The following is a 15913-nucleotide window of genomic DNA, read 5'->3' on the forward strand; positions in this document are numbered from 1 at the left end:
GCGTGTTTTCGGACGTTAGCGATCAGATGGGGGTGGCGAGGGCGACCGGGTTGCCTTCGGGGTCGGCGAGGTACGCCTGGCGTTCGCCCCAGGGCATGGTGGCCGGCTCCTGAAGGACGGGATGACCGGCCGCGCGGAAGACAGCCACCTCGGCCTCGACGTCGTCGACGTACACGAACAGCTCGAAGCGGGGCGCCGTACCGACGGTGATGCCGAGCTGCGCCTCCGGCCAGTTGGAGTCGGCGATCCCCAGTGAGGAGTCGCCGCGCTCCAGGCCGACGTAGTGCGGGTCGCCCTCCAGCGGGAACTGGTATGTCATCTCGTAGCCGAGCAGGGCGTAGAACTCGACGGACTTCTGCACGTTGCTCACGTAGAGCACCGGGAACGCCTTGCGGTGTATCACGCCAGGTTGGCGATCAGCTCGCCCAGCTCGGTCCGCTTGCCGGTGTAGAACGGCACCTCTTCGCGCACGTGCCGGCGGGCCGTGGAGGCGCGCAGGTCACGCATCAGGTCGACCATCCGGTGCAGTTCGTCGGCCTCGAAGGCCAGCATCCACTCGTAGTCGCCGAGGGCGAACGAGGCGACCGTGTTCGCCCGGACGTCCGGGTAGCCGCGCGCCATCTTGCCGTGCTCGGCGAGCATGAAGCGGCGCTCCTCGTCGGGGAGCAGGTACCACTCGTAGGAGCGGACGAACGGGTACACGCAGACGTACGCGCGCGGCTCCTCGTCGGCCAGGAACGCCGGGATGTGGCTCTTGTTGAACTCGGCCGGCCGGTGCAGCGCGAGCTGCGACCAGACCGGCGCGAGGTGCCGGCCGAGCCCCGAGCGGCGCAGCGCGTGGTACGCCTTCTGCAGCGCGTCCGAGGTCGGGGCGTGCCACCAGACCAGGAAGTCGGCGTCGGCGCGGAGCCCCTCGACGTCGTAGAACCCGCGGATGACCACGTCGTCGGCCGCCAGCTTGCCGACCAGTTCGTTCAGCTCGGCGGTGAGCTCGTCGCGGTCCACGTCACCGAGCCGGGTCTCCACCTTGAAGACCGACCACATGGTGTAGCGGATCACATTGTTCAGCTCGCGCGCCTTCGGCTTCTCCGTCACGGAGCCATTGTCTCCAATGAATCGGTGAAACCACGCACCCGGGTGGCCGCTTTCACACCCGAGGCCACGCAGGCGGCGATCCCGACACCCCGGTACGCCGCTCCGGCGACCGCCAGGCCGGGGTGACCGGCCACCGCCGCCTCGATCCTCGCGACCCGGTCGAGGTGACCGACGGCGTACTGCGGAAGACCCCCGCCCCAGCGGGTGACGAGGGAGCCGATGACGGGTCCTTGCAGGCCGATTGCCTTGTTCAGGTCGCTGGTCGCGAGGCGGACGAGCTCGTCGTCGGAGCGTTGCAGCACGTACTCCTCACCAAGCCGGCCGACGGAGGTTCGCAGTACGGCGAGGTCTCCCCCGGCGTCGCTCGACCACTGCCACTTGGCGTGCGAGTACGTCGCCGCCTTGATCGTGCGCTGCTCCACCGACGGAACGAGGAAGCCGGAACCGGTTGCTGTGGTTGGCCAGTCCTCCTTGCGAACCGCGAGCGTGACGATCGCCATACTCGCGTAGTCGATGCTCGCCAGCTCGGTCGATGCCTCGGGCACCAATCCGGCGAGCATCCGGCTCGCTGGGGCCGCAGGAGTCGCCACGATCACGGCGTCCGCGGTCAGGTACGTCGGCGCGGGTACGGGGCCTGCTTCCAGCTCATAACCATCCGGGGTGCGGGTGATCCGCCGTACCGTGAGTTGTCGTTGGATGACCACGCCGCGGGCGGTCAGGTCCTGCTCCAGCGCAGTGATCAATCGGTTGATGCCGCCGACGAGGCCGGCGAACACGGGCTGGCCGGCGCGCTTCTGTCCGAGCTCCCGCAGCTCAGCCGTGGCGGCGAGCACGCTCGGTGCCGTCTGCAACTTCGCATACAGATCCGGTACGGCGGCCGCGAGCGAGATCTCGTCCGCCTTGCCCGCGTACACCCCGCCGAGCAGCGGATCGATCAGCTTGTCGGTCACCGCGGAGCCCATGCGCTCGGCAACGAACCGCCCGATCGCCACATCCTCGGTCAACGCGGGCGGCGCCAGCTCGGCCTCGTGCGCAACCCGCTCAGCGGCAGCCTCACCCAGTACGTCGGCAGTCGCGGCCGGGTCGACCGGCACACCCATCACGGTTGGCGGGATCGCGCGGATGCGGTCCCCGACCCACAGCCCGGCCGAGGTCGTTGCCGGATGCACCACCTCGTCACCGAGCCCGAGCGCCTTCATCAGGTCGAGCGCCTCAGGCCGCCGTACCAGCACGGACTCAGCGCCCAGGTCGACCGGCACGCCTTCGATCTCAGCCCCGGCCAGCTTCCCACCGAGCCGCGGCGAGCCCTCGAGAACCGTGATCCGCGGCGGATTGGGCCCACTCGCCAACGCATGCGCAGCGGCCAGCCCACTGATCCCGCCACCCACCACAACAACCCGGCTCACGAATCCTCCAACCTCAACACAAACGCCACCTGCGGCCTCGCTCCGACCGTACGCCCGCCCTCCGGGGGTTCAGTGGCGAGGTGAAAGCCCGCTCGGGTCAGCACCGTTTGCGAAGCGACGTTGACCCGTGAGGTGCCAGCGGTCAGCTGCCTCAGGCCGTACTCCGTCGCCGCCAGCCGCGTGATCGCCCGAACGGCGGCTGTCGCCAGCCCACGCCCGGCGGCACGCTCGGCGATCCGGTAGCCCAGCTCGGCAGACCCGTCGTCGATGTCGACCAGGTTCACTCGACCGACCACCGCACCGTCGCCGTCCACCAGCACGTGGAACCGGCCTTCGCCGGCGGCCTGCTCAGCGAGCCGCGCCTGCAGTACGTCCGCGAACTTCGTGAAGAACTCGTCGCCCCGGTCGGAGATGGAGGCCGCGAAGTACAACCGGTTCTCCAACTCGAAGGCGAGTAGAGCGTCCGAATGGGCGGCCGTCAGTCGTTCGAGAGTGACGCCGTGCTCAGAGAGCAGCACGAGCTGACTTCGACTGGACGTACTTGACGATGCGGCCGAGGACCTCCGGGTCGGCATCCGGCGGGACACCGTGACCGAGGTTGAAGATGTGGCCCGGAGCCGCGCGACCCTCCGCGAGGATGCGATCGATCTCGCGCTCCAGCACCTCCCAGCCCGCGTGCAGCAGCGCCGGGTCGAGGTTGCCCTGCACCGGCTTCGCGCCGCCGATCCGGCGAGCCGCCTCGTCCAACGGCACCCGCCAGTCGGCCCCGACCACGTCGGCACCGGCCTCGCTCATCAGGCCGAGCAGCTCACCGGTGTTCACCCCGAAGTGGATCTTCGGTACGTCGTACGACGAGAGCGCCTCGAAGACCTTCGCCGAGTGCGGCTGCACGAACTGCTCGTAATCCCGCGGCGACAAGCTACCCGCCCACGAGTCGAACAGCTGGATCGCCGACGCGCCCGCCTCGACCTGCGCGATCAGACAGGCGATCGCGACATCGGCGAGCCGATCGGCCAGCGCATGCCACAGCTTCGGATCGCTGTGCATGAGCGCCTTCGTCTTCGCGTGGTCCTTGCTCGGCCCACCCTCGACCAGGTACGACGCCACTGTGAACGGCGCGCCCGCGAATCCGATCAGCGGGGTGTCACCGAGCTGCCGCACCAGCTCCTGGACCGACTCGGTGAGGTAGAACAGCTCGGCCGGAGTCGCCGGGCGAACCGCCGCCAGGCCGGCCAGGTCGCGAATCGGGTCCGCCACCACCGGGCCGACGCCGGGCTTGATCTCGACCCCGAAGCCGGTCGCCTTCAGCGGCGTCACGATGTCGGAGTAGAAGATCGCCGCGTCGACACCGTAACGGCGTACCGGCTGCAGCGTTATCTCGACGACGAGGTCGGGCCGCAGGCACGACTCGAGCATCGTGGTCCCCGCCCGGATCGCGCGGTACTCGGGCAGCGCGCGGCCGGCCTGCCGCATGAACCACACCGGGGTGTGCGGGCCGGGCTCACCGCGCGCGGCGAGCAGGAAGGGGGAACGGGCAAGCGTCGAAGGCACGTCACGATGATCCCACGCTGTGCCGAACGGGTTTTCCGGGCCCGAGGGGTTCCGGTTTTGTCCGCGACTGCGTTTGGTTACCGGCGCGTCTAAACAGGCGTCGGTGCGTAATCAGTCGTAGGCTGCGAAGCATGGGTGCCCGCAAGCAGGTCGACGCGCCACCCGCGGAGTTCACCGAGGCCGTGGCGCAGTTACGCGGTGCCCGGTTCCGGCCCGAAGTATTCGTCGAGGAGATGCCCGCACCGCAACGGATCGCTCCGCACGCGGCCGCGGTCAGCGCCGATGTGACGATCGACGGCGACGATGTCGCCACCGGTCGGCTCGTCGTCCTCTACGACCCGGCCGGGAACGACGCCTGGCAGTCGACCTTCCGCTGTGTCGCGTATGTGCGCGCTGCCGTCGAGCCGGAGATGGTGACGGACGCGCTGCTCGGTGGCGTGGGCTGGACCTGGCTGATGGAGGCACTGGCCGACCGGGGTGCGGAGTATCTGGCCCCGAGCGGTACCGTCACCCGCGTGGTATCGGAGAGTTTCGGCGGCATGGCCGACGACGAGGCGACGGCGGAGATCGAGATCCGTGCGTCCTGGAGCCCGGTGCCCGGACCTGGTGGACTGGTGGACGTGACCAAGCACGCCGAGGCGTGGGGTGAAACGCTCTGTACGGCGGCCGGACTGCCGCCGGTTCCGCCGGGAGTGGTCGCGATGCCGACCCGGCGCGGTCAGCGGGGCCGATGAGCCAGGCCGATCCCCAGCAGCAACCGGCCGCTCAGGAAGATCCGGCGCCGGAACTGCCCCTCCTCGAACTGCGCGACGGCCTCTCCGAGGTCATCGACACCGACCCTGCGCTCGCCGAGGTGATCGAAGCCTTCCGGTCCGGCACCGGCTCGGTCGCCGTCGACGCCGAGCGCGCGTCCGGCTACCGCTACTCGCACCGGGCCTACCTGGTCCAGCTGCGTCGCGAGGGCTCCGGCTCCGCGCTGGTCGACCCGATCCCGTTCGGTGACCTCTCTGCTCTGGGTGACGCGATCGTCGACGCGGAGTGGATCATTCACGCCGCGAACCAGGACCTGGCCTGTCTCGCCGAGGTCGGCATGGTCCCGCGCAAGGTCTTCGACACAGAGCTCGCCGGCCGCCTCCTCGGCTACCCGAAGGTCGGCCTGGCCTCACTCGTCAGCGAGGTCCTCGGCTACCGGATGCGCAAGGAACACTCGGCCGCCGACTGGTCCACACGTCCGCTTCCCGCGCCCTGGCTCGTGTACGCCGCCCTGGACGTCGAGATGCTGATCGAGCTCCGCGACGCCATCGAGGCCGAGCTGCGCCGCGAAGGCAAGTGGGAGTGGGCCGAGCAGGAGTTCGCCGCGATCCTCTCCGCACCACCACGCGAACCGAAGCCGGATCCGTGGCGCCGGACCTCGGGCATGCACCGGGTCCGCAACCGCCGCAGCCTCGCCGTCGTACGGGCATTGTGGGAAGCACGCGACCAGATCGCCGAGTCCGCCGACATCTCCCCCGGCCGCATCCTGCCCGACGCCGCCATCGTCGAGGCCGCGGCTGCGATGCCCACCGACCGCGACACCCTGCAGAAGCTCACCGCCTTCAAGGGCCGCGGCGCCCACCGCCACATGCGTACCTGGTGGGAGGCGATCGACCACGCCCGCCGCCTCCCCGACACCGAACTCCCCAAACAAGGCCCCCGGTACGACGGCCCGCCTCCAGCCCGCGCCTGGGCCGACCGCGACCCCGACGCCGCAGCCCGCCTCTCCGCCGCCCGTGCCGCCGTCTCCGAGATCGCCGAGGCCCATCGGCTGCCGACGGAGAACCTCCTCTCCCCCGACACCATCCGCCGCCTCGCCTGGACCCCACCAGCCGGCGCGGACCTCACCGCGGTCTCCGCCTTCCTCCGCGACCACCACGCCCGCGACTGGCAGATCGCCCTCACCGCCCCCGTCCTCACCGACGCCATAGCCACCGAACCAGCCACAAACCTCGACTAGCCAGCGCTCCCTCAAGCCGGCGAATGCCCCTCGCCCCGGAGTTTCGCCGTACGGCGAACAGCGCGTCGCCTGCTGCACCGAACGCCGCTTCCCCCCACAACGTCCGAACACCCGGAGACGAGCCCTGCGGTTTTCGGACGTTAGCCTGCGGCCGCCTGCGTATGCGGTGGCTGCTCGCCGCGGCGGCCGGTTTGCAGAGACGGGTGGCCGGGGTGGTCTTGGGTTGAGGGGGATGGTGCGGTCGGCGACCGAGGCTCGGGTTGCTTGGGCTTCCGGGCTGTGGTTGCTGCCCGACAAAATGAGGGGATCTCCCCTGAACTTGCCGGTTCTCCCCTCGAAATTTGAACGGAGAACCGGCAGCTTGAGGGGAGATCCCCTCAAATGGCCGAGGGCAGAGGGCGGCCTGGTCGCGGCGGTCCAGTTTGCTGAGACGAATGGTGGGCGCGGCCTTCGGCTGAGGGGGATGGCGAGGCCAGCGACCACAGCTCGGGTTGCTTGAGCTTCCGCGCCGTGGTTGCTCCCCGACAACATGAAGGGATCTCCCCTGAACTTGCCGGTTCTCACCTGAAATTTCGGGGGGAGAAGGGACAACTTGAACGGAGATCCCCTCAAATTGCCAAGGGCAGAGGGCGGCCTGGTCGGGCGGCCGTGGGCCGTGGGCCGAACCGCAGGACCGCAGGACCGCCGAACCGCAGGACCGGCCGCAGGCAGCACCCCAACTGACCTGATCCGATGCGCAACCAGCGCCAAGGATCAGCCGACGGGCCTCCGCAGCACTGGCCTCAGCCGAAGCCCGGAAGCTCAGGCGACGTACACCTGTCCGCCGAGCGCACCATCCCCCTCAGCCGTAGACCGCGCCAGCCACCCGTCTCTGTAAACCGGCCGCAGCGGCGAGCAACCACCCCCGTACGACACCGGCCGCATCCGAGCGTGCGCCCAACCGAGCGAACCCCAACCGGGTGGGCCCCAACCGAGCGGACTCCAACCACCGCCGTACGACGCCGGCCGCATCCGAGCGTGCACCCAACCGAGCGAACCCCAACCGGGTGGGCCCCAACCGAGCGGACTCCAACCACCCCCGTACGACGCCGGCCGCATCCGAGCGTGCGCCCAACCGAGCGAACCCCAACCGGGTGGGCCCCAACCGAGCGGGCACCAACCACCGCCGTACGACGCCGGCCGCGTCCGAGCGTCCCCCGAACTGAGGAGGCTCAGGCGGCCGGGTCGAAGATGGCGCTTTGGACGTAGGTCATGGCGGCTACGAACTTGGGGTCGGTCAGGCGGCGGGTCATCTCGTCGGGGTCGACGATCTCGATGCGGGTGTGCAGCCAGTAGAGGTTGCCGAAAGGGTCGCTGACGCGCGCCACGACATCACCCCAGAACATGTGGGTGGGTTCAGTGATGACCGTGCCGCCGGCGGCGACGGCGTTCTTCAGGGTCTGCTCGACGTCCGGGACGTAGAGGCGGAGGAACGCGGGCGTCGGCGTCCAGTTGGGCTTGTCGAACATCATCACGACGGAGTCGCCGATGCGCATCTCGGCGTGGCCGATCCGGCCCTGGTCGTCAACGACGCGGCCTCCGAGATCGACGGCGTCGAAGGCGGCGGCGAGGAAGTCCATCAGGCCGGCGGTGTCACGGCCGATGATCCACGGGGTCACCGAGTGGTAGCCGTCGGGGATGGGCGTCACGGTCATGTTCTGCTCCTTCGTGGTTGGTGATCACCACGCTAGGAGCAGAACAGGACGGGTTGTGACCTCTACTTCGACAGCTGCGCTTCGATCGCGGAAACGACCTCGGGAGACTCCGGCGTCGTCTGCGGGCGGAAACGCGCGGCGACCGTGCCCTCGGGGCTGATCAGGAACTTCTCGAAGTTCCACTGGATGTCACCGGCCTCACCGGCGGCGTCCGCGGTCTGGGTGAGTTCGGCGTACAGGGGGTGCCGGTCGTCGCCGTTGACCTCGAGCTTGTCGAGCATCGGGAAGGTGACGCCGTACGTGGTGGAGCAGAAGGTGTCGATCTCCTCGGCGGTACCGGGCTCCTGGCCGCCGAACTGGTTGCAGGGGGCGCCGAGCACGGTGAAGCCGCGGGACGCGTAGGTCTTCTGCAGGTTCTCGAGACCTTCGTACTGCGGGGTCAGGCCGCATTTGGAGGCCACGTTCACCACGAGGACGGCCTTGCCCTTGTAGTCACCGAGCGAGGTCGGCGCACCGGACAGCGTGGTCAGCGGGATGTCATACAGACTCATGAAGCTCCTTGCAGGGTGCGAAAAAGGAATTCGACAGTGCGCTCCCACGCCAGCGCCGAGGCGTCGGTGTCGTGGAAGGCAGGCATTGGGTTGTCGAAGGCGTGGCCGGCCTTCGGGTAACGGTGAACTTCCGCGCCGACCAGCGCAGGCACCACCACATCCACCGGGATGTAGTCGTCGGCGTCACCGAAGTGGTGCAGGCTCGGCGCGGTCACGTCGGGCGCGAGGTGCAGGAGGTTCGGCAGGGCCGAGCCGTAGTAGCTGACGAGCGCATCCGGCGACGACACCGCGGCGACGTTGAACGCCAGGCCACCGCCGAAGCAGAAGCCGACAATGCCGGTACGGCGATCGCGGCCGCGCAGGTACTCGAGTGCGGCGACCGAATCCACGACCGCCTGGTCCCAGTCCAGCCGCTGCATCGTCCCGATCGCGCGCTCGAGTAGATCGGGCGCGTCCTCGTCACTCAGGTCCACCTCATCGAGGCGCCAGTAGATCTCCGGAGCGATCACGTAGTACCCGAGCGCGGACAGCTCTGCAGCGCGCTGCTCGATGTACGGCGAGACCCCGAAGATCTCCTGCAGCAACAGGATTCCGGGTGTGGACGAGTCGGCGTCACCCCACTCGTGGACTGGCATCAACCCTGAACCGGTATCGATCTCCAAAGTCACACAGTGAAGCGTACGACCTCGTGCCGAACGGGCTGCTTCACGGGTACCCAGCTCTTGGTCTCCTCGATGGCCGCGGTCAGCAGGTTGAAGAGCCGCTCATCCGGGTTCGGCACGCAGGCCTGCGAGATCCCCTCGACCGCACACGACACGGCTCGGGGGGCAGTCCGGCGCGCGAAGTCCGGCGTACCGCGATGGGCTCGCGACGTGAAGGTCCGCGCCCACTTGGTCGCGGCCGGGACCGCCTCCAGCGCCTCGCGCGATGCCGGCTCCAGATCGTCCATCGGCCGCCCGTCGAGCAGCGCCAACTGCCGCTCCCCCACGATCAGCGCGACGGCCAGGATGTACTGCCGCTCCTGCGACACCACCGGCAGCGCATGCTGAATGCACCGCGCCGTCACTCGCGGTACGACGTGTGGGTCGTGCGGCGTCAGCCCGATCACCGACGGGATCAACGGCGCCAGCCGGGTGCGCCCGGCGTCCGACGTACAGTCATTGACGTCGCGAGCCACCCCGGCCAGCAGCGCGTGCGTGCAGCTTGGATGGTCGGACCACGGCTCCCCCGCCAGATACGAGGCGAACTCCATGAAGCACGCGCCTTTGCGCGGATTGCGGTGCTTCCCCCGGCTGAGAACCGGGACTGACAGCTCAAGGTTGTTCATAGAACAGCTCCCGATCAGTACCTGTCGTCTCAGCATGCGCCTGTGTGAGCAGCCGCACAACGCGTGGCGGTTGGGCGCTTCTGTTACCGACGAGTAGTATCGAGGTAGCTTTCCCTACCAAGAGGAGCGCTCCCGTGCCCCGTGAGATCCGCGATGTCGTGTTCGTCGACGGCGTTCGCACCCCGTTCGGCAAGGCCAAGGGCCAGTACGCCGAAACCCGCGCCGATGATCTGGTGATCAAGTGCATCCGCGAACTGCTGCGCCGCAACCCGGGCCTGCCGCCGGAGAAGGTCGAGGAGGTCGCGATCGCGGCCACCACCCAGATCGGTGACCAGGGCCTGACCATCGGCCGGACCGCGGCGCTGCTGGCCGGTCTGCCGAACACCACACCCGGCTACGCGATCGACCGGATGTGCGCCGGCGCGATGACCGCTGTCACCACGCTCGCGTCCGGGATCGCCTTCGGCGCGTACGACGTCGTCGTGGCCGGCGGCGTTGAGCACATGGGACGGCACCCGATGGGTGAGGGCGTCGACCCGAACCCGCGGATCATCTCCGAGAAGCTCGTCGACACCAGCGCGCTGGTGATGGGGTCGACCGCGGAGAACCTGCACGACCGGTACCCGTCGATCACCAAGGCGCGGACCGACGCGTTCGCCGTACTGTCGCAGGAGCGTGCTGCCAAGGCATACGCGAACGACCTGATCCAGCCGGACCTGGTTCCGATCGCGACCCGCTCGGCCGAGCTGGGTTGGGGGCTGGCGAGCACCGACGAGCCGATGCGCCCGGGCACCACACTGGAGGACCTGGCCAAGCTGAAGACCCCGTTCCGGCCGCACGGCCGGGTCACCGCGGGCAACTCGGCCGGTATCAACGACGGCGCGACCGCCGCGCTGATCACCTCGGCCGAGGCCGCTGAAGAGCTGGGCCTGAAGCCGAAGATGAAGCTCGTCTCCTACGGCTTCGTCGGCGTCGAGCCCGAGGTGATGGGCTTCGGTCCGGTGCCGGCGACCGAGAAGGCGCTGAAGCTGGCCGGGCTGACCATCGACGACATCCAGGCCTTCGAGGTCAACGAGGCGTTCGCCGTGCAGGTGCTGGCGTTCCTCGAGCACTACGGCATCGCCGACGACGACCCGCGAGTCAACCCGTACGGCGGTGCGATCGCCTACGGTCACCCGCTGGCCTCGTCCGGCATCCGGCTGATGACCCAGCTGGCCAAGCAGTTCGAGCTCAAGCCCGAGGTGCGCTACGGCCTGACGACGATGTGCGTCGGCCTCGGCATGGGTGGAACGGTCATCTGGGAGAACCCGAACTGGGAAGGCGCAGCCGCATGAGCGACTTGCAGGAACTGATCGACAGCGCGTCTGAGCTCTCGACCGACGAGGTCGTCACGCTGGCACACTCGCGGGACGTCGTACTGCCTAACAAGGCCGGGACGCTCGCGCTGATCACCCTCGACAACGGGCACGACCACACCAAGCCGAACACCTTCGGGCCGAAGGGCCTGGGGTCCCTGAACACGGCGATCGACGCGGCGCTGGCCCGCGACGAGGTTGTCGCGATCGGCGTCACCGGCAAGCCGTTCATCCTCGCGGCCGGCGCCGACCTGACCGGCGTACCGAAGTTGACCGATCGCGAGCAGGCGCTGGCGCTCGGCAAGATCGGGCACGGCGTGATGCGCAAGCTGGTCGACGGTGGCAAGCCGTCGTTCGCGTTCGTCAACGGTGTCGCGCTCGGCGGCGGCCTCGAGGTCGCGCTGCACGCGTCGTACCGGACCGTCTCGGTCGCGGCCGGCGTACTGGCGACGCCCGAGGTCTTCCTCGGCCTGATCCCGGGCTGGGGCGGTAACTTCCTGCTTCCGAACTTGATCGGCGCTGACAAGGCCGTGAAGGTCGTGGTCGAGAACGCGCTGAACCAGAACAAGATGCTCAGCGGTCCGGAGGCGGTCAAGCTCGGGATCGGCGACGTCCTGCTGGACTCGGCCGACTTCCTCGAGCAGTCGTTCATCTGGGCCTCGAAGGTGCTGACCGGTGAGATCACTGTCGAGCGCGCCGAGATCGACCGCGGCGACGCGTGGGACGCAGCCGTTGCCCGAGGCAAGGGATTTGCCGACGTCAAGGTCAGCGGCGCGGCGCCCGCGCCGTACCGGGCTCTCGATCTGATCGCCGCGGCCAAGGACAACGATCGCGACCGCGGTTTCGCGGCCGAGGACGACGCGCTCGCCGACCTGATCATGAGCGAGGAGCTGCGCAGCGGCCTCTACGCCTTCGACCTGGTGAACAAGCGGGCCAAGCGCCCGGCCGGTGCGCCGGACAAGTCGCTGGCGCGCCCGGTGGCCAAGGTCGGCGTCGTCGGCGCGGGCCTGATGGCCGGTCAGCTGGCGCTGCTGTTCGCGCGGCGGCTCGAGGTGCCGGTCGTGCTGACCGACCTCGACCAGGAGCGTGTCGACCGTGGTGTCGGCTACGTGCACGGTGAGATCGACAAGCTGCTCGGCAAGGGCCGGATCCGTCCGGACAAGGCCAACCAGCTGAAGGCGCTCGTCACCGGTTCGGTGGATCGTGCGGTCTTCGCGGACGCCGACTTCGTGATCGAGGCGGTCTTCGAGGAGCTGCAGCTGAAGAAGACGATCTTCGCCGACCTGGAGAAGATCGTCCGCCCGGACGCGATCCTCGCGACCAACACCTCGTCGCTGTCGATCACCGACATGGCCGCTGACCTGGAGCACCCGGAGCGCGTGGTCGGGTTCCACTTCTTCAACCCGGTCGCCGTGCTGCCGCTGCTGGAGATCATCCGGGCGGCGCAGACCGACGACGCGACGCTGGCCACCGCGTTCGCGGTCGGCAAGACACTGAAGAAGTCGTGCGTGCTGGTCAAGGACGCTCCGGCGTTCGTAGTGAACCGGCTGCTGACGCGCTTCCTCGGTGAGGTCAGCGCGGCGGTCGACGAAGGTACGCCGATTCCTGAGGCGGACAAGGCGTTGTCGGCGCTCGGCCTGCCGATGCCGCCGTTCGTGCTGCTCCAGCTGGTCGGCCTGCCGGTCGCGCTGCACGTCGCGGAGACCATGAACCGGGCGTACCCGGACCGCTTCGCGGTGTCGGAGAACCTGGCCAAGGTCGTTGCCGCCGGCAAGCCTTCGTTCTACATCTGGCCCGAGGGCAAGCCGGTCGTCGACCCGGAGATCGAGGCTCTCGTCACGGTTGGCGACAAGCCGTCGACCGCCGACGAGCTCCGCACGCGGGTGCTGACCGCCCTCGCCGAGGAGATCAAGATCATGCTCGACGAGGGTGTCGTGGCCGAGGCGCAGGACATCGACCTGTGCCTGCTGCTCGGTGCCGGCTGGCCGTTCCACCTCGGCGGGATCACGCCGTACCTGGACCGCTCCGGTATCTCCGAGAAGGTCAACGGCAGCACCTTCCTCCCGGCGGGACTAGCTAGCTTGGAAAAGGGTCTCGCTAGCCTCTGAACTTCTTGACCGCTGCCAGCAACTGGGCCGGCGTCATCTTGGTGTGTTTCTTCAGGATGGCGTCGGCCCCGCTCGCGTGACCGGCCAGATCGGCGTACAGAGCAGCGACCTTCTTCTCACCGAACCGATCGATCAGATACTCGATCGTCCACCAGGCCTGACCGTACGAGCGGTCGCCGTTCGCACCGAACTCCGCCGGACCCGGCAGCGCCTTCATCGACGGCAGGCTCTTGCGGACCGTCTTGCGGTACGGGTCGACCGTCCAGTGCGGGTCGTCCTCGATCACGGCACAGCGGACGTACTCCGCGTATCCCTCGACCATCCACATCGGTGCCTGCTCTCCGAGCAGGACAGCGGCGGCGTGCGTCATCTCATGCGCCAGCAGGTCCTTGTCGAGCTTTGTACGCAGCTCCGGGTTGACCACGATCCGGGAGCCGGCAGGCGCGCCCCCGCCGTGTGGTTCCCCGTCGTAGATGGGGAGGTCCTTGGCCGCGATCGTCCAGCCCCCGGCTCCAACGGTCCAGAAGATCGACAGCACCTGCGGCTCGGGCATCGCCACGACCATCACCGAGCCGTTCCACGGCTGCGGCCAATGCCGCTGCACTCCGCTGACGGCCTGCTGTGCGATCGCGGCGATCTTGGCGCCGAGGGCGGCCTCGCGCTGGGCGACGACCACCGCGACCTTGCCACGGCGGACGACAGTGATGGGCTGGTAGTCCCACGGCTGGCGGTGGCCGGCGTAGCTGAGCACCTCGTCGATCGCGTTGTCCTCGACCAGCAGCCACCCGCTCCCCCGTCGTACAAAGGTGTAGGCGACGTCGGTCTGCACCGGCTTCGCATCGAGGCCGGCCAACTGGTACCGCATCATCACCCGCGACGAGAAGGCGGTCGGGCCGTACTTCTCGGTCAGCCGCGGAACCTGGTGCTCGTCGGCCAGGAAGTACTCGAGCCTGGTGAACCCGAACTGGCGCAGGTTGGCGAACAACGTCCGCTGCCGGGCCGCCAGCTTGGCGTCCTTGGTGTTCACCGCAGCAAGGAACGCCTTCAGATCACCTCTGCGTACGGCGGTCGCGCGCGCGCTCAGCAGCTTGTTGATCGCCTGCTTGCGCGCGGCAACGTCCGCGGTCGGCGTGGGCGGCGCTGCTTTGACGGCTGCCGCGCTGTTGCCCGGCGCAGCCGCGCCTTGCTGCAGCCGAACCCCGACCACTGCCACTGCGCCGGCGATCGCCAGCGTCGTCACCGCGGCGACCAGGCGCCTCGGGTGCTTCATTGCTCCGTGCTCCCCCTCCGATGGTCGGCTGATCCTACCCTCAGACTCAGCCGGCCACCGGAGCGGAGATGATCACGCCTTGATGTGCTCTCCGGTCTTCTGCTCGATACCCACGCGACTGCGGCGATAGCCGTAGACCGCGTAGATGATGAAGCCGAGCACCATCCAGATGGCGAACCGCAGCCAGGTCTCCAGCGACAGGTTCAGCATCAGGTAGACGCAGATCACTGCCGCGACGATCGGGATCACCGGGTTCCACGGCACCGTGAAGGACCGCTTGATGTCCGGGCGGCTCTTGCGAAGGATCGGCACCGCGATCGACACCAGGGTGAACGCGGCCAGCGTGCCGATGTTCACCATCTCCTCCAGCTTGCCGATCGGCGTCACCCCGGCCACGATCGCGACCACGATGCCGATACCGATCGTCAGCCGGTACGGCGTGCCCCACTTGGGGTGCGTCTTGCCGAGTTGACGGGGCATCAGGTGGTCACGGCTCATCGCGAACACGACCCGCGCCGCACCGATCATCAGGGTCAGCACGACCGTGGTCAGGCCGGCCACCGCACCTGCCGAGATCAGCGTCGCGAACCCGCCGCGACCGACCGAGCGGAACGCCTCGGCCAGCGCGGCCTCACCGCTGATGTCGGTGTACTTGACCATGCCGGTGATCACGATGCAGACCGCGACGTACAGGACCGTGCAGATCGCCAGCGAACCGATGATGCCGCGCGGCAGGTCGCGCTGCGGGTTCTTCGCCTCTTCGGCGGTGGTCGCGACCACGTCGAACCCGATGAACGCGAAGAACACCAGCGACGCGCCGGAGACCAGACCCATCACACCGAACGTCGACGGCGTGAACCCGAACAGCGCCTGGAACAGCGGCGTCGTGATCGTGACGTGGGCGTCGGGCGTCGGCACGCTCGGCGGGATGAACGGGGTCAGGTTCGAGCTCTTGATGTAGAACAGGCCCGCGATGATCACGAACAGCACCACGAAGAGCTTGATCGCGACCAGGAACAGGTTGACCCGCAGCGACTCCTTGATACCGATCGTCGCGAGCGTCGCCAGGACCAGCACCAGCAGCATCGCCAGCACGTTCACATGACTGTCCGGGCCGATCGAAGCGGGCCAGCCCAATCCGATCTGTTCCAGGAACAGTGCGGCGTACGTCGACCAGCCCTGGGCCACGACGCTTGCTCCGAGCATCAGCTCGAGCAGCAGGTCCCAACCGATGATCCAGGCAAAGATCTCCCCGAGGGAGAAGTACGAGAACGTGTACGCCGATCCTGACACCGGGACGGTGGAGGAGAACTCGGCGTAGCACAGGGCGGCCAGCGCGCAGCAGAATGCGGCCAGCACGAACGACAGGGCGATACCCGGGCCCGCGTAGGCCTTGGCGGCCCGGCCCGTCAGCGTGAAGATACCGGCACCGATGATCACGCCGATCCCGAAGACCGTCAGGTCCAGGGCGGTGAGGCGTTTCTTGAGCTGGTACTCCGGCTCGTCGGTGTCCGCGATCGACTGTTCGATCGTTTTCTTCCGGACAAGACTCATCTGCGCCTC

At 68.5% G+C, this 15913-nt stretch carries 15 protein-coding genes; 4 read left to right on the top strand and 11 right to left on the bottom strand.

Annotated features, from left to right (window positions below):
- Positions 1-22 precede the first annotated feature (22 nt).
- From ACFVWG_RS04135 to hemE, 5 genes are read right to left on the bottom strand one after another with little or no spacing between them, the layout of a single operon-like run.
- Positions 23-370 (bottom strand): VOC family protein, encoded by a 348-nt coding sequence (locus ACFVWG_RS04135; protein WP_391541657.1) that lies wholly within the window; start codon positions 368-370, stop codon positions 23-25.
- Positions 371-399: 29 nt separating this feature from the next.
- The gene (gene hemQ / locus ACFVWG_RS04140) at positions 400-1095 is read right to left on the bottom strand and encodes a hydrogen peroxide-dependent heme synthase (RefSeq protein WP_391541658.1); all 696 of its coding nucleotides are present in this window, start codon (positions 1093-1095) and stop codon (positions 400-402) included.
- Positions 1092-2501: a protoporphyrinogen oxidase gene (hemG, locus tag ACFVWG_RS04145; RefSeq protein ID WP_391541659.1), complete on the bottom strand. Its 1410-nt coding sequence runs from the start codon at positions 2499-2501 to the stop codon at positions 1092-1094. The genes hemQ and hemG overlap by 4 nt, the downstream gene beginning before the upstream one ends.
- Positions 2498-3019, bottom strand: a complete 522-nt coding sequence (locus ACFVWG_RS04150; RefSeq protein ID WP_391541660.1) for a GNAT family N-acetyltransferase — start codon at positions 3017-3019, stop codon at positions 2498-2500. Before ACFVWG_RS04150 ends, hemG begins: the two co-directional genes overlap by 4 nt.
- Positions 3006-4052 (bottom strand): uroporphyrinogen decarboxylase, encoded by a 1047-nt coding sequence (hemE, locus tag ACFVWG_RS04155; protein ID WP_391541661.1) that lies wholly within the window; start codon positions 4050-4052, stop codon positions 3006-3008. Before hemE ends, ACFVWG_RS04150 begins: the two co-directional genes overlap by 14 nt.
- 131 nt (positions 4053-4183) lie before the next feature.
- Here hemE and ACFVWG_RS04160 point away from each other — a divergent pair, with 131 nt between their 5' ends.
- Entirely contained in the window at positions 4184-4786 is a 603-nt protein-coding gene (locus ACFVWG_RS04160) for a DUF3000 domain-containing protein (RefSeq protein WP_391541662.1), read from the top strand.
- Positions 4783-6045, top strand: coding sequence for an HRDC domain-containing protein (locus ACFVWG_RS04165; protein WP_391541663.1), 1263 nt, complete (start codon positions 4783-4785; stop codon positions 6043-6045). Before ACFVWG_RS04160 ends, ACFVWG_RS04165 begins: the two co-directional genes overlap by 4 nt.
- A gap of 1211 nt (positions 6046-7256) precedes the next feature.
- Here ACFVWG_RS04165 and ACFVWG_RS04170 read toward each other — a convergent pair.
- The 4 genes from ACFVWG_RS04170 to ACFVWG_RS04185 form a co-directional block, all read right to left on the bottom strand.
- Positions 7257-7739: a VOC family protein gene (locus ACFVWG_RS04170; RefSeq protein ID WP_391541664.1), complete on the bottom strand. Its 483-nt coding sequence runs from the start codon at positions 7737-7739 to the stop codon at positions 7257-7259.
- A gap of 62 nt (positions 7740-7801) precedes the next feature.
- Positions 7802-8290 (bottom strand): glutathione peroxidase, encoded by a 489-nt coding sequence (locus tag ACFVWG_RS04175; RefSeq protein WP_391541665.1) that lies wholly within the window; start codon positions 8288-8290, stop codon positions 7802-7804.
- Positions 8287-8958, bottom strand: a complete 672-nt coding sequence (locus ACFVWG_RS04180; protein WP_391541666.1) for a dienelactone hydrolase family protein — start codon at positions 8956-8958, stop codon at positions 8287-8289. The genes ACFVWG_RS04175 and ACFVWG_RS04180 overlap by 4 nt, the downstream gene beginning before the upstream one ends.
- Positions 8955-9617 carry a hypothetical protein gene (locus tag ACFVWG_RS04185; RefSeq protein WP_391541667.1) on the bottom strand — a complete coding sequence of 221 codons (663 nt, stop codon included), beginning with the start codon at positions 9615-9617 and terminating at the stop codon, positions 8955-8957. The genes ACFVWG_RS04180 and ACFVWG_RS04185 overlap by 4 nt, the downstream gene beginning before the upstream one ends.
- A 134-nt stretch (positions 9618-9751) precedes the next feature.
- Here ACFVWG_RS04185 and ACFVWG_RS04190 point away from each other — a divergent pair, with 134 nt between their 5' ends.
- Positions 9752-10951, top strand: coding sequence for a thiolase family protein (locus ACFVWG_RS04190; protein WP_391541668.1), 1200 nt, complete (start codon positions 9752-9754; stop codon positions 10949-10951).
- The gene (locus ACFVWG_RS04195; RefSeq protein ID WP_391541669.1) at positions 10948-13080 is read left to right on the top strand and encodes a 3-hydroxyacyl-CoA dehydrogenase NAD-binding domain-containing protein; all 2133 of its coding nucleotides are present in this window, start codon (positions 10948-10950) and stop codon (positions 13078-13080) included. The genes ACFVWG_RS04190 and ACFVWG_RS04195 overlap by 4 nt, the downstream gene beginning before the upstream one ends.
- Here the strand turns inward: ACFVWG_RS04195 and ACFVWG_RS04200 are convergent.
- Together ACFVWG_RS04200 and ACFVWG_RS04205 are read right to left on the bottom strand one after the other, a co-directional pair.
- On the bottom strand, positions 13070-14350 hold the full coding sequence (locus tag ACFVWG_RS04200; RefSeq protein WP_391541670.1) for a hypothetical protein: 1281 nt from the start codon (positions 14348-14350) through the stop codon (positions 13070-13072). The genes ACFVWG_RS04195 and ACFVWG_RS04200 overlap by 11 nt on opposite strands.
- A 72-nt stretch (positions 14351-14422) precedes the next feature.
- Entirely contained in the window at positions 14423-15904 is a 1482-nt protein-coding gene (locus tag ACFVWG_RS04205) for an APC family permease (protein ID WP_391541671.1), read from the bottom strand.
- Positions 15905-15913: the final 9 nt, after the last annotated feature.

The organism is Kribbella sp. NPDC058245, assembly GCF_042882005.1.
Lineage (GTDB): Bacteria > Actinomycetota > Actinomycetes > Propionibacteriales > Kribbellaceae > Kribbella.